Source organism: Microbulbifer okhotskensis, assembly GCF_023895975.1.
GTDB lineage: Bacteria > Pseudomonadota > Gammaproteobacteria > Pseudomonadales > Cellvibrionaceae > Microbulbifer > Microbulbifer okhotskensis.
In genome coordinates this window covers 41,564-55,950 of record NZ_JALBWM010000010.1, presented here as the reverse complement: position 1 = coordinate 55,950, position 14,387 = coordinate 41,564, and the positions used below count along the sequence as shown (strand labels likewise).

At 52.6% G+C, this 14,387-nt stretch carries 8 protein-coding genes; 3 read left to right on the top strand and 5 right to left on the bottom strand.

The features are described 5' to 3' along the window. Window positions 1–37: 37 nt before the first annotated feature. Complete coding sequence (locus tag MO867_RS04185; protein ID WP_252464900.1) at window positions 38–1,015, bottom strand: DUF58 domain-containing protein; 978 nt, start codon at window positions 1,013–1,015, stop codon at window positions 38–40. Further along, window positions 1,015–1,986, bottom strand: coding sequence for an AAA family ATPase (locus MO867_RS04180; RefSeq protein WP_252464898.1), 972 nt, complete (start codon window positions 1,984–1,986; stop codon window positions 1,015–1,017). Before MO867_RS04180 ends, MO867_RS04185 begins: the two co-directional genes overlap by 1 nt. Before the next feature lie 315 nt (window positions 1,987–2,301). Here MO867_RS04180 and MO867_RS04175 point away from each other — a divergent pair, with 315 nt between their 5' ends. Both MO867_RS04175 and MO867_RS04170 read left to right on the top strand, forming a co-directional pair. Beyond that, a complete protein-coding gene (locus tag MO867_RS04175; protein ID WP_252464935.1) occupies window positions 2,302–7,188 on the top strand; it encodes an NAD-glutamate dehydrogenase in 4,887 nt (1,628 codons plus the stop codon). Window positions 7,189–7,294: 106 nt separating this feature from the next. Next, window positions 7,295–8,335: a quinone-dependent dihydroorotate dehydrogenase gene (locus tag MO867_RS04170; protein WP_252464896.1), complete on the top strand. Its 1,041-nt coding sequence runs from the start codon at window positions 7,295–7,297 to the stop codon at window positions 8,333–8,335. Between the two features lie 74 nt (window positions 8,336–8,409). Here the strand turns inward: MO867_RS04170 and rmf are convergent, their stop codons facing one another. Next, window positions 8,410–8,661, bottom strand: a complete 252-nt coding sequence (rmf, locus tag MO867_RS04165) for a ribosome modulation factor (RefSeq protein ID WP_252464894.1) — start codon at window positions 8,659–8,661, stop codon at window positions 8,410–8,412. A gap of 462 nt (window positions 8,662–9,123) precedes the next feature. Between rmf and rlmKL the strand changes: the two genes are divergently transcribed. Next, on the top strand, window positions 9,124–11,331 hold the full coding sequence (gene rlmKL, locus MO867_RS04160) for a bifunctional 23S rRNA (guanine(2069)-N(7))-methyltransferase RlmK/23S rRNA (guanine(2445)-N(2))-methyltransferase RlmL (RefSeq protein WP_252464893.1): 2,208 nt from the start codon (window positions 9,124–9,126) through the stop codon (window positions 11,329–11,331). 204 nt (window positions 11,332–11,535) lie between these two features. On the opposite strand, the gene rcsF is transcribed toward rlmKL, so the two are convergent. Together rcsF and MO867_RS04150 are read right to left on the bottom strand one after the other, a co-directional pair. Beyond that, window positions 11,536–11,952: an Rcs stress response system protein RcsF gene (gene rcsF / locus MO867_RS04155; protein WP_252464891.1), complete on the bottom strand. Its 417-nt coding sequence runs from the start codon at window positions 11,950–11,952 to the stop codon at window positions 11,536–11,538. 42 nt (window positions 11,953–11,994) lie between these two features. Then, complete coding sequence (locus tag MO867_RS04150; RefSeq protein ID WP_252464889.1) at window positions 11,995–14,385, bottom strand: bifunctional serine/threonine-protein kinase/formylglycine-generating enzyme family protein; 2,391 nt, start codon at window positions 14,383–14,385, stop codon at window positions 11,995–11,997. Between the last annotated feature and the right edge of the window lie 2 nt (window positions 14,386–14,387).

Genomic DNA, 14,387 nt, shown 5'->3' with positions numbered 1-14,387 from the left:
TTGTGAGGGGCAGATTGTATCGGTGCTACCTGATTTATCACTTCTGGGGTTTTCTCGTGTTTTGCCATCCGTTCTTCTGGCGTGAACCATAGACCGACATCAATGCGGGGACGAGCGGCTGGGTGTTATCGAAGTCGAGCAGTGGAAGGCGATAGCGCCGACACAGTTGTTCAACTTCGGTGCGGGCCTGCGCTTGTTTTTCTGCAAAGTGTTCGTGCACCGGGCGGTTTCCCGCGTGGAGAAAAGTGCGTTGGCGGCCGTCGGAGATAGTTAAGGACTGGCTTGGAAGTTGTTGTTCCAGGGGGTCAGAAACCCGGATTACCTGAAGATCAGCGTGCCGTGACAGCAGATAGAGGGGTTGTGAGCAGCTGCTGTTCAAGTCGTGGCAATCGCTGATCAGAAAAAGGGCACTGCCGGGGCGCGCGATACGGCGAGCCTCCTCAAGCAGGGTTTTTAACGATTGACAGCCCTGTTCAGGAATAGGGCTGTTAAGCGCAGCTGCCCGGGCCACTGTGCTGTGAATCATCGAGAGTACCGCATGATGGCTTCGGCGGGGTCGAACGGTATCAATTTCCCGATCGGAAAAAAGCAGGGCGCCGATGCGATCGCTATGCTGTAAGCCGGCCCAGGCCAGGGCTGCGGCGATACCACTGGCAGCAACAGATTTAAAGGCTCGACTACTGCCAAAAAACATTGGCGATCGCAGGTCCAGCAGAATGACCACCGGTCGCTCTCGCTCCTCTTGGTACAGCTTGGTGTGAGTTTTCCCTGTACGAGCAGTGACGCGCCAATCGATTGAACGTACATCGTCACCGGCCTGATAATCGCGAACCTCCTCGAAATTCATACCGCGGCCGCGATAGCGAGTGAGAAGGCTGCCTGCCTGATCACTGCGAGCGAGACGCGGTTTAAATAATTGCAGCTGCCGGGCGGCGTATCGCATCTGTACCAGTGGGGTTACCTCGGGGTAGGCACCGCGTAGATCGAGTTCAGTTTGGGGAGCTTCTGCGGGCATCAGATAACAGGCACCTGTTGGAGTAAACGCTGTATCACTTGATCGGTGGTAATTCCTGCAGCTTCTGCTTCAAAGCTGAGTAGCAGCCGGTGGCGCAATATATCGGGTGCGACATTCATAACATCGTCGGGGGTGACATAGTCGCGGCCTGACAGCCAAGCGTGGGCTCGGGCGCAGCGATCAAGGGCAATTGTTGCCCGTGGGCTTGCACCAAAATCTAGCCATGATGCTAGCTCGCTGTCATACTTCGCCGGCTCGCGAGTAGCAATGACAAGTTGGACAGTATAGGTTTCTACAGCCTCAACCATCTGCATTTCCAGAATTTGGTTGCGGGCCTGCAAAATAGTTTCTTGGCTGATAGTTACAGTGGGGCGATTTTCGCCAAGGCTAGCCTCGGATCTGGCCAGGCGCAGGATTTTTGCTTCCGCCTCTGCATTGGGATAGGCAAGATTTACCCGCATTAGAAATCTATCTAATTGTGCCTCTGGTAGAGGATAAGTCCCTTCCTGCTCTATAGGGTTTTGGGTAGCCATTACCAAGAATAACGGGGGAAGGGGATAAGTTTTTCGGCCGACACTAATCTGCCGCTCTGCCATTGCTTCGAGCAGCGCCGACTGAACTTTAGCCGGTGCACGGTTAATCTCATCGGCCAGTATCAGGTTGTGAAATACTGGTCCTGGTTGAAAATGGAACTCTCCGGTTTCCGGCCGATAAATGTCGGTGCCGGTAATATCTGCTGGTAGCAGATCTGGCGTAAATTGAACGCGATGGAAGTCACCCTCAATAGCTTCACCCAGTGTTTTGATGGCCTTGGTTTTGGCCAGACCTGGCGCACCCTCTACCAAAAGGTGACCGTCGGCAAGCATGGCGACCAGCAGCCGGTTTACCAGTCTCTCCTGACCGATGATCTGCTTTTCCAACCAATCGCCCAGAGCGGCGATGTGATCCCTGATAGTCTGGTTTGCTTCCATAATGTCTCTTCTTTTGAGAATTTAGCCGCCGCACGGACCTGGCTGGCTTTCTACCATCTATATATAGTCGCCACCCAAGAGGTGGAGACTGTTGATTTTAGCGGCACCAGATGAAGAGGCAACTGTTGAGCCTGAGGTCTCTGGTGAACCGACTTGATTCTGAGGTGGAACGGGCTTCCCCTCAACACCTAAGTAAAAGTGTAATTTTTAGGACTCACTCCTGCAGCTGTGTATGGGGTGAGATGATGACCTTTTCGGATCTAGTGTCTTTGGATTCGATGTGACAAAAATGAGATTGGGAGGTTCCCCGTGAATATGGCGACGGTAATTACCGACAGCCGTGATGAATTAGTGACGCAAATAAGCGAACTGATTCGCGACAAGTTGACCTGCGAAGCTGAGCCCGTCGTGGCTTTTGCCCAGCAGTTTCTGAATCAGTACCCCCTAGAGGATCTGGCTGGTCGTCGTCTTGTCGATGTCTATGGCTGCATATACACCTGGTGGAACTTTATTCAGCAGCGCCCTGGTGGGCTGCCCAAGGTCAAGGTGTTTAATCCCCGTCTGGAGGATGACGGCTGGCAGTGCTCGCATACCGTAATCGGTGTGTTGCAGAGGGATATGCCTTTTTTGGTGGACTCCATTCGAATGGAGATCAACCGCCGCAATACGGTGATTCACTCCATAAAAAGTACTGTTGTACGAATTGAGCGCAATGCTCGTGGGAAGTTAATCAATCTCCTACCGTCGCATTCGGAACCGTTGGGAGATGAGACGTCGAAAAAAGGGCAGAGCATCACCAATGAAGCGATGATCTATGTCGAGATTAATCACGACACTTCGTCGGAATTTGCCTCGGGGTTAATGACTGGGCTCAAGGACGTATTGGGTGATGCAGAGTTGATTGTCGATGATTATGTCCCGATGCTTGAAACTTGTAGCGCCATGGAGGGACAACTGCAGGCGGGCCTTCCCGATGAAGATACCAATTTGTTGGAAGCATGTGCGTTTCTGCAGTGGATGCGCGATGGGAATTTTACCTTCCTCGGCTATCGCGAATATGAATTCAGTGTTGTAGGTGACAAGAAAATTCTCAATGAGGTGGAGGATCGCCGTCTCGGTATTTTTAAAAAGCTGGAAGAAGCGGCGCCGATGCTGGAAACCGCTTTTAGTGAAGGAAAACAACGCTTTTATCAGGGGCCCAACTACCTGACATTTGCCAAGTCTTCGGTTAAATCGCGAGTACATCGCACAGCCTATTCCGACTACGTCATGATCAAGCGTTACAACATTGATGGCGAAGTGATTGGTGAGGCAGCATTTATGGGGCTTTATACCTCGCCAGTTTATACCGAGAGCCCGGCCAAGATACCGATTATTCGCCGTAAGATGGCTTCGATTATTGAATCCAGTGGCCTCTCAGGGCAGGGGCACGACGGTAAGGCGTTACGCCGTATTCTGGACACTTTTCCTCGGGATGAGCTGTTTCAGGGCAGTACCAAAGAGCTGTTCGATGTGGTGATGGGGGTGCTTCTTCTGAATGAGAGGGCACATATTCGCCTATTTATGCGCCGCGATCCCTTTGGCAAGTTTGTGACTGCCACGGTGTATGTACCACGTGAATTGTTTAACAGTGATGTGCGTGAGTTGATTTGTGCACATATTGCCAAAGCGATAAATGCGAAGGACTCAGATTTCACTACTTTCTTTTCTGAGTCCATTCTCGCGCGGGTGCATTTTGTTTTCCGCGTATCACCCGATGAGTCTGTCGATTTAGATGTCGCGCTGCTGGAGGCGCAAATTGTGGATATTACCCGCTCCTGGGAAGATGTTTTTCAAAGATCGCTGATTGAAAATAGCGGGGAAGAAGAAGGCAGTCGCCTTTATCGGACTTTTGGACGCGCCTTTCCTGCAGGGTATCGCGAGGACTTTGAACCCCGAATTGCGGTGCAGGATGTCGCAGCGGTTCAGGGCCTGAATGAAAATAACCGGGTGGCAATGAGTTTCTACCAGCCGGTAGGAGCAGCCCAGGGTAGTCTGCGCTTTAAGGTATTTAATTGGGGTAGCGGGCTCACGCTTTCCGATGTGATTCCGGTACTGGAAAATCTGGGCCTGCGGGTCATCGGCGAGTTCCCCTATACCATTCGCCCCCGAGGCTATACCGATGTGTGGATGCACGAGTTTCATCTGGAATTTGGTCTACCTACCAAAATTGATGCCCAGGCTTCCCGTGGTTTATTCCAGGACGCTTTCGCGGCGATCTGGAATCACACTGCAGAAAGTGACGCGTTTAACCGCTTGGTATTGGCTGCTCGCCTTAACTGGCGGGAAGTTTCCATGCTCCGCGCCTATGCGCGCTATTTAAAGCAAACGAAATCCGGCGCCAGTCAGAGTTATATTGCTGCTACCCTGGCCAACCATGTGGATCTTACCCGCAATCTGGTGGCCCTGTTCCGGGCAATGTTTGATCCGCGCCTCAGCACGGGTAAACAAGAGCAGCCGCGTGTGGAGCGGCTGATTGCAAAAATTCACGACGGCCTGGATGCAGTTGATAACCTGAACGAAGACCTGGTGTTGCGCCGCTATATGGAGTTAATCCTGGCGACGCTGCGCACCAATTTCTTCCAGGTGGATGAAGAAGGCCAGCCCAAGGATTACATCTCCATTAAATTCAGTCCGCGGAATATTCCCGGTATCCCCGAACCGCGTCCAGAGTTCGAGATTTTTGTGTACTCCCCGCGAGTCGAAGGTGTGCACCTGCGTGGCAGTAAAGTCGCCCGTGGAGGCTTGCGCTGGTCTGATCGATTGGAGGATTTCCGCACAGAAGTGCTGGGACTGGTCAAAGCCCAAGCGGTAAAAAATGCGGTAATTGTGCCGAGCGGAGCAAAAGGTGGATTCGTGGTACGCCGACCGCCGGCTGATGGCAGTCGCGAAGCCATGATGGATGAGGGCATTGCCTGCTATAAAACTTTTATTCGCGGACTTTTGGATATTACCGATAACCTCAAAGATGGTGAGGTGGTGCCGCCCAAGTATGTGGTGCGCCGGGATGAGGACGACCCCTATCTGGTGGTAGCCGCTGACAAAGGTACGGCGACTTTCTCTGATATGGCCAATGGTATCGCCGCAGAATATGGTTTTTGGTTGGGAGATGCCTTCGCCTCTGGAGGCAGCCAGGGTTACGATCACAAGAAAATGGGTATTACTGCCCGTGGTGCCTGGGTGTCTGTGCAGCGCCACTTCCGCGAAATGGGGGTGGATGTCCAGAAAGAGAACTTCTCAGTAATCGGTATTGGCGATATGGGAGGTGATGTTTTTGGCAATGGCATGTTGCTGTCTGAACATATTTGCTTGAAGGCGGCTTTTAATCACCTGCATATTTTTATTGACCCGAATCCCGATGTGGAATCCAGTTTCAAGGAGCGCCAGCGCCTGTTTGAGCTGCCACGTTCAAGCTGGAGAGATTACGAGCGCAAGTTGATCTCCAAGGGTGGCGGTATCTTCGAGCGTCGTGCGAAGGCAATCGCGATCACGTCGGAAATGAAAGAGGCTTTTGATATCAAGCAAAATCAGCTCAACCCCAATGAGTTGATTAGCGCGTTGTTGCGGGCTCCCGTGGACCTGATCTGGAATGGCGGTATCGGCACCTATGTGAAGGCAACGACTGAAACCGACTCTGAGGTGGGCGATAAGTCCAATGACCATTTGCGCGTGGATGGCCGTGAGTTGCGTACCAAAGTCTTCGGTGAGGGCGGCAATCTGGGTATGACCCAGCGCGGGCGAATCGAGTTCGCTTTGAATGGTGGGCGTTGTAACACGGACTTTATTGATAATGCCGCAGGGGTCGACTGTTCTGACCATGAGGTTAATATCAAGATTTTACTGGATAAGGTGGTTGCTAATGGCGATCTTACCGAAAAGCAGCGCAATGAACTCCTCGACGGAATGACGGATGCTGTGGGCGAGTTGGTATTGCATAACAATTACGAGCAGACCTGTGCGCTCAGCGTGGCGGAGTACCAGGTTTCCAAACGTTTGGATGAATACCGCCGGACTATCAACACGCTCGAAGATGACGGTCGTCTGAACCGGGCTTTGGAGTTTATCCCAGATAATGACCAGATTTCAGAGCGCGTGCACAAGGGCCAGTCCCTTACTCGGCCCGAACTCTCGGTATTGATTTCTTACGTTAAGGTGAAGCTGAAAGAGGAATTACAGGGTGCTCAAATCACTGACAATGAGAGAGTGCGCCATGCGGTAGAGTCCGCCTTTCCGGCCAAGTTGGTGGGGCGTTATCACGATCAGGTCTACGAGCACCCGCTGCGGCGCCAGATTGTGGCAACCCAGGTCGCCAACGAAATGGTCAACAGCATGGGGATCACTTTCTACAGCCGCATCAGTACAGCAACCGGTGCTGATGTTAACGATGTGACTGCTGCCTATATCAGTGCCCGCGATGTCTACAAAATGTATGATTTCCAGCAACAGCTGGGTGCTTTGGATTACAAAGTGCCGGCGGAGTTACAGACTGAACTACTGAACTCAATGATTGGCCGGGTACGTCGCGCAACCCGCTGGTTCCTGCGTAATCGACGTAATGACCTGGAGCCGGCACAGAACTGCGAGCTGTTCCAGCAGCCCGTACAGCGGGTGATCAAGGCACTGCCCCAGGTGTTGAGTGGGGAGCCCCTGACCGAATGGGAGCTGCGCTACCAAAAACTGCTGGAAGCGGGAGTGCCCGAGTCCCTGGCAATGTTGTCGGCCTCCCCAACTTATCTCTACTCTGCGTTGGGTATTTCAGAGTCGGCGCGGGCCAGTGATACGCCTGTGGAGGAGGTTGCGACCGTTTATTTCCGACTTTCTGATGAATTGAACCTGCACTGGTTCGGCAATCTTATTGTTGATTTGCCGGTCGACAGTTTCTGGCAGGCTCAGGCTAGGGAGACCAGCATGGATGACTTGGACAGTCAGTTGTCGACTCTGGCTGTGAATATCCTCCGATTAGGTAAGGCTGAGAATCTCGATGTAGAGAGTGCAATGTCTCGCTGGAGCGCTATCATGGCGCAGGCAATTCAACGCTGGCACAATATGATTTCTGAATTGAAATCTGCTTCTGTCAGTGATTTCGCCATGTTTACGGTTGCCTTGCGCGAGTTAATGTATCTCGCCCATGCGACGGTTGACCGCGAAAGCCTGGCAGAATAGTACCGGCGCATAAGCCGAGGGGTTGAAAGTCAGCCCCTAGAGTACCGTTACGACAACAGAGAACCCTTCATGCTGGCTGGAGGGTTCGCCCCATGTAAGGAAAGGTATGTATTCAACACTGCGTAAAGCCTTATTTGCGCTTGACCCTGAGCGGGCTCATCACTTGTCGATCGATGCAATCGGTGCTGCCGAGCGCCTCGGCCTGATGTCTCTCTACAGGAGGTCTGTGCCAGATGATCCTGTTGAACTGATGGGGCTCACCCTGCCAAACCCTATAGGGTTAGCCGCAGGTCTGGATAAGAATGCGCAGGCTTTTAACGGTTTTGGCGCCCTCGGATTCGGGTTTGTTGAAGTTGGCACCGTCACGCCGAGACCACAGCCCGGCAATCCGCTGCCGCGGATGTTCCGGTTGGAAGAGGCCGATGCGATTATCAACCGTATGGGCTTTAATAATCACGGTGTTGACTATCTGGTACAGCGTGTCAAGAAGCGTCGCTACAATGGTGTGTTGGGTATTAATGTCGGCAAAAACTTCGATACGCCGGTGGAAAAGGCGGCAGATGATTACTGCCTGTGTATGGAGAAGGTCTATGGTTATGCCGATTACATCACGGCCAATGTGTCTTCTCCCAATACCAAGGGGCTGCGCGATCTGCAATTTGGTGAAAGCCTCAATCGCCTGCTGTGTAGTATCAAAGAAAAGCAATTGGCTCTGGCGCAAAAGAACGACCGCTATGTACCGGTAGCGGTGAAAATTGCGCCAGATATGGAGGGCGATGCGGTGGCACAAATCGCTGAAGCGCTCTGTGAATACGATATTGATGGTGTTATAGCGACCAATACCACGATTGATAAGTCCTCTGTGGCTAACCAGCCTCATGGTGGGGAGGAGGGCGGTCTCAGTGGTAAGCCATTGCAGGAGCAGTCCACCAGGGTGATAGCGCAACTTTCAACAGAATTGGGTAAGCAGATACCAATTATTGGTGTTGGTGGTATTTTCGACGGGGACAGTGCAGCTGAAAAGATTCGCGCTGGGGCAACAGCGGTGCAGGTGTACACCGGGTTTATCTATAAAGGCCCGCAGTTAATCCATGAGGCAGCTGAAGCGATCTCTTTGGAGCGACGGCGCTCCTCCAGCGATGGCTAGGTGAAACCGGCTTTGCTGTCTGTGAGCTGCTATCGGTATCCCGGGACCTCTTAGAAGAGGTCCCGGGTATATTCCTAAATAGTACTCCAACCGTCTGGGTACTGAATATCGGTGGAAATGGCGCCATAGATTTCCAGTTTTTGCGCCTTGGTCACTCTGTCGAAGCCATTCCAGTAATCTTCCCGCCCCTCACGCCAACCATTGATCCACTCCTGGTGGGGATCATTTTCGACAAATGGGCAACTGTCCATAGACTTGTTGTTCAGGGCTGCCAAATAGCCCTTGTAAAATGCCCTGTCGGCGTGATTGCGTTTTTGGCGTTTCATCGTATATGGCACCTCTACTTTGTCGATCTGTGGACGGTTTATCGGTAGGTTATCAACCGGTTCTATTTTTAGGTGTCTCCCATTGATTTTAGTGAAGGAAATGCCGGTTTGACCTGGCCGGTCCGGCCCTATCTATTAAAAGAATACTGTGGGGGGGGGAGTAATCGGAAAATATCGGTGGCGATTCCAGGGTAAGTCAGCAATATGACTGCAGGGGCACAAGGTATTCGGTGGCTTGGGCGTATTCTCTCAGGTCACAAAGTGGGATAATCGTCCCCCTTTTTGGCAAGGGCCTAGGGCTCAGTTGCCACAAACGAGCGATGAAAGCCCCGCCTATTTACGCGCCTTAAGTTTTTATTGGTACGTAATGGTGACGCGAACTTCCCTATTGATGGGAGGCGGAGCCATATCCGGGAATACCCGGAGGGCGTAAAAGTTTCCTCCTCTGGAGGCATTTGATGAGTGAATGTTTTGACAGATTTACAACCAGAAGAATTAGAGTTTACCGCTACCTGCCCAAAGGGAATAGAAGGCTTACTTGCCGCTGAATTACGCGACCTGGGAGCGGAATCTGTAAGGGAGCAGCCTGCGGCGGTGTACTTTACCGGGTCGTTGAAATTGGCCTACCGGTGCTGCCTGTGGAGCCGCCTGGCCAATCGTATACTGTTGCGCCTGGCGCAAATTCATGTTTCCTCTGCGGAGGATCTTTACGAAGCTGTCGCTAGTCAGCCGTGGGAATTACATGTGCGCCCGTCAGGGAAGCTCTGGCTGCAATTTTCCGGCACTAATGGGGAAATTCGCAATAGCCAGTTCGGCGCCCAAAAAGCGAAGGACGCCATTGTGGATCGCTTGCGCCGCCAATCCGGCACGAGGCCAAGTATCGAAAAGCATCACCCGGATCTCACGGTCGCTTTCCGTCTGCATCGCGATAAACTCGATATTGCTATTGATTTGAGTGGTGATAGTTTGCATCGTCGCGGTTATCGGACCCATATTGGTGCGGCCCCTCTGAAGGAAAATTTGGCTGCAGCGCTGTTGATACGCAGCGGTTGGCCAAAGGTCGCTGAGGCCGGGGGGGCGCTGCTCGATCCCATGTGTGGCTCGGGCACCATCCTGATTGAAGCCGCGATGATGGCTGCTGATATGGCCCCAGGCTTGACGCGGGATAGCTTTGGCTTTGAGCGATGGCTGAACCATCAGAGTGATATCTGGAGTGAGTTGCGCGAGGAAGCTTTACAGCGCCAAGGGGAAGGCCTTGCCCGAGCGTTGCCGGAAATTCGCGGCTACGATGCTGATGCAAAGGTTCTGTTTGCCGCAGAGGCCAATATTGCTCGGGCTGGAGTTGAGCGCCACGTCCGAGTGAGCTGTCGCCCAGTGGCAACTTTCAAGGTGCCGAGCCATCGAGAGGTGAAAACGGGATTGGTTTTGACCAACCCCCCCTACGGTGAGCGCTTGGGTGAACAAGAAGCTTTGCGGGAAACTTATTTTGAATTGGGACGGCAGCTGAAACTTGAGTTTCCTGGCTGGTCTGTAGGGGTTCTCACTGGCAACCCAGAGTTGGGTTATGCCACGGGGTTGCGCTCCCACAAACAATACCAGTTATACAATGGCAGCATTCCCAGCCAGCTGTTGTTGTTCCAGGTTCGTACTCAAGCTGAAACATCAGCAATTGGTACTATGGAGGTCAGGCTTTCCCCGGAAGCTGAAATGGTGGCGAATCGCCTGCGCAAAAATCTGCGTACCACCGGGAAGTGGGCAGGGCGAGCGGGGGTTGACTGCTATCGTCTCTACGATGCCGACCTGCCGGAGTATGCCGCTGCTATCGACCTTTACAAATCCCTGGATGGTGATCTCTATGCACATCTGCAGGAATACCGTCCGCCGGCCACGATTGAAGAGGACAAGGCACGTGGTCGCTTGCGTGATCTTTTACGGGCACTGCAGTCAGTCGTCGAGATACCTAGAGCTAATATCAGTATCAAAGAGCGTCGCCGACACAGCCACAAAGCTGTCAACAAGGGGGTGGGGCAATACCAAAAGCAGGCGGATACCAGGCCCGGGTTCTTGGTAGGAGAGTATGGCGCGGAGCTGGAAGTAGATTTGTGGAGTTACTTGGATACCGGGCTATTTTTAGACCATCGTCCTGTACGCAAATACCTTCGAGACATTTCCTCGGGTAAGAACTTCCTAAATCTTTTCTGTTATACCGCGAGCGCAACTGTACAAGCGGCGCTCGGCGGCTGCAAGCAGAGTATCAGCGTGGACATGTCCCGAACTTATCAGAGTTGGGCTGCGCGGAATTACCGTGCAAATGGAATGGATCCCTATCGTCACCAGTTGGTGGAAGCAGACTGTCTGCAGTGGCTCGAGTCCGCACAACAAAACAGAAAAAGGCACTACGATTTAATTTTCTTGGACCCGCCCAGCTTTTCAAATTCCGCCAAAATGCGTGGTGTGTTGGATATTCAGCGGGACCACGCCACTTTAATTCGACAGTGTATGCGCCTGTTGGCGCCCAGAGGGCGCTTGGTATTTTCCAATAACCTGCGCAGCTTTAAGATGGGTGAAGAAATTTCAAGCGAATTTGAGGTGGAAAAGCTGAACCTTCTGGATAAGGACTTCCAGCGCAATCCGAGAATCCACAATGTTTGGGAGCTGCGGAATAAATAGTCAATAGAAATGACATTGCGTTTGGCTGGGAGGATTTGACGATGCTCTCAGCCATTGCTTAGCGGGCTGTTGAGAGGGTGATTTTCTGCAGGCAGCCCGAACAGCGATGTCCAGGCCATAAATCAGACTTTAAATACTCGCGGAGAGTTTGCGGATACGTGCCTGACAGGGCTTGCAGAAGACCTTTTCGTTACCGCTAGAAGGCTAAAATGCCGTGACATTTGTAGGGGGCTTGTTACTCGCGTCATGATGCTGATTTCGGTCAGGAATCTGGTAAGCCAAGCCATGACATTCGAGAAATTTTAAGCAGCCGGCTGAAACTTGCACTGAGCAGCCCTCTAGAACAATCCCATTTCCCCCAAGATTATAAACCTTGAGTTTAAGGGATTTATTAAGGCTTTCCTGGTTAGGTCTTTCATCTTTGGCTGAGGCTTGGCAGCTAGTCGATGAAACGCTACCGAGTAATGAAGCACCGCTTTGGTGCGCTTCTAATAGAGTGTACTCCTTTACCAGGGTGGTTTTGACTTTATGGGAAATATATGAACCGGTATTAGTTTTTATGTTTATGCCACCACAGCCTGTCAGTAAAAGCACCAGCCCAATAGTTTTGAATTTATTCACAGAAACTCCCTTTTATGCTCTAGCTTGAATTATGACTTGCTATTACTGAGTCAGTTCCATCACAACTCGTATGCCAACATCCTTCGCGCTTGCAGTTTGGTCGAGACCTTTTCGGTAGTCGGAGGTGATTCTGTTGGATGGGTCACGCATGGAGCCACCCCTCACTGTGCGTACCTGGCAACCGCTAACCATCAAGGGTGCAGCGGTGGCATTCGAAGGATCATAGCCTGCCTGGTAGCAATCGTTTACCCACTCTGCGACATTGCCCGCAGTGTCAAAAAGACCAAATGGGTTCGCTGGGTAGTGTCCAACCGGTGCTGTGGAAATACTGAATAAGCGGTTAAATTTGCTGGAGCAGCCCCGGCGGCAATTAGCTTTCCCGCGCGCATCGCTGGAGGCCCACCAAAAGGGATGTGTATTGCCTCCGCGGGCCGCGTATTCCCATTCCGCTTCACTGGCCAATCGATAGTGTTGACCGGATTCTTTTGATAGCCACTCTACAAACCTTTGCGCATCGTGCCAGCTCACATTGATAACAGGGCGTTCTCCCCGGCCCCAGGTGGCATCGCTGGGTTTTGGGTTGCCAGTGGACTCTGCAAAGCGGTCGTACTCGGCAAAAGTGATTTCGCGGGACGAAATGGCAAAGCTCTGCTGTATTTGGACCTGGTGGGCGGGGCTTGTCAGTGTGCGCTGGTTATTACCCATGGTAAAGCTGCCTGCCCCGACCACAATCATAGGGGGCCCCATGCCCCCCGAGATGAGTTTTGACTGAATTTTCTTGCCGACAAAATAGGCTCTTTTAAGTACAACCTCCAGTTTGAGGTCTTCCTGTTCAATCGACACCCACTGGCGAACGGCGGTAAAACCGGGTTTGCTGATCTCAATATCGTAACGGCCTGGGTCCAGCCTGATTCCCGGGTGATAGCGTGGGCCAATATTCATGATCCGCACACGGGTATCGGACGGTTGGGAGATGACGGTCAATGCAGACAGGGCAGGTTCGCTAATTGTTGATACTGCCTCCACCAGTGCTTGGCTATTTTCCGCTTCACTATTGTTTAGTATTGGAGTGGCTGCGGTTGGGGTGTGAGAATTTATTGTGGGTTCAGGCCCGGTGACAGGGTCCTTGGTCCCGAGGTTTATTGGGGTTTGTGCACCTGCATCGAGAGTGGTTGGTGAGGTCGATACCGGCCCCTCAACTGTTTTGATGTGGGTTGTTGGGTGTTTTTCGGCGCTTCCGATTAGGGAGCTTGCAGTAAAACCGGCAGCCCTATCGAGAGACTCCACCCCTGTTTTCCATCCCGACTGGTAGCCGATAATGCTTAGTAGCCCCCACAGAGATAGGAGGCCTGCCATCATTAAAGTACTCGTCAGCCATGGGCGCTTGTGCTTGGTCGGCTCAGCCAAAAACTGACGCAGACGCACGATGGTATCTTGCTCTTTGCGCTCCTTTGGCACCTTATCCAATGTGTTTCGCCACCGAGGCAGGCCCCGACGGAACTGGTCGGTAATACTGCCGTAGATCGTTAGCGCCAAGGCTCGTGCCAGGCTGGATATTTCCAGCGTTGAGTTGTTGAGCTGGCTAATCGGGTGAGTCGGTTTTCCGGCCAGTGTTGCTACTAGCTGGTCGGCGGCGTCAGCGATGTCGAGGCCGCGCTGAAAGCGCTTGTCGGGATCTTTGGCAAGGAAGCGATCAATCAGCGGCTGATACAGGGCATGGCGTGCCGGTAGTCGCGGTATCGGGTCTGTGAGGTGCTTGATGGCGATAGCTACGGCTTCTTCCGCTTGATAGGGCACAGCACCCGTCAGCATTTCGTAGAATACGACTCCCAGACTGTAAAGGTCTGCGCGACCATCAACTGCTGTACCTCGAGCCTGCTCAGGACTCATATAGTGCGGAGTTCCCACAACCATGCCGCTACTGGTCATACGTGTTGTGCGAGCTACGGCTCGGGCAACGCCAAAATCACTTAAAACAGCTGAGCCATCTTCCCGGAACAGGATATTGTCTGGTTTCAAGTCCCGGTGTACGTAGCCCTTGCTGTGGGAGTGGTCGAGCGCCATGGCAATCTGCCGCACTACATTCAGTGCATCTAGAGGTTCCAAATCCCCTTTTGCCAGGCACTCAGAAACCGATCCCCCGGACATAAAGTCCATAGCGATATAGTTGAGACTGCGATAGCGACCGATATCATGAATGCCGACGATGTTGGGGTGGGAAAGCTGCCCGACGATATTCGCTTCCCTCTGGAATCGCTCACTAAAAATTGGGTCGGCGTTGAGTACCGGGGACATCACCTTGAGAGCGACCTGGCGGCCGACGCTGCGCTGGATCGCCAGGTAGACAGAAGACATCCCGCCCTGGTTGATCTTTTTGAGTATGCGATAGCCGGGTATTTGTAGCGAGGAGGCACCGCTATCGACGACTTCCATGG

Bases quoted from the DNA above. Each gene is read 5' to 3' on its own strand.
- MO867_RS04185 (WP_252464900.1), bottom strand. From the start codon at position 1,015: ATGCCCGCAGAAGCTCCCCAAACTGAACTCGATCTACGCGGTGCCTAC.
- MO867_RS04180 (WP_252464898.1), bottom strand. From the start codon at position 1,986: ATGGAAGCAAACCAGACTATCAGGGATCACATCGCCGCTCTGGGCGAT.
- MO867_RS04175 (WP_252464935.1), top strand. From the start codon at position 2,302: ATGGCGACGGTAATTACCGACAGCCGTGATGAATTAGTGACGCAAATA.
- MO867_RS04170 (WP_252464896.1), top strand. From the start codon at position 7,295: ATGTATTCAACACTGCGTAAAGCCTTATTTGCGCTTGACCCTGAGCGG.
- rmf (WP_252464894.1), bottom strand. From the start codon at position 8,661: ATGAAACGCCAAAAACGCAATCACGCCGACAGGGCATTTTACAAGGGC.
- MO867_RS04150 (WP_252464889.1), bottom strand. From the start codon at position 14,385: ATGGAAGTCGTCGATAGCGGTGCCTCCTCGCTACAAATACCCGGCTAT.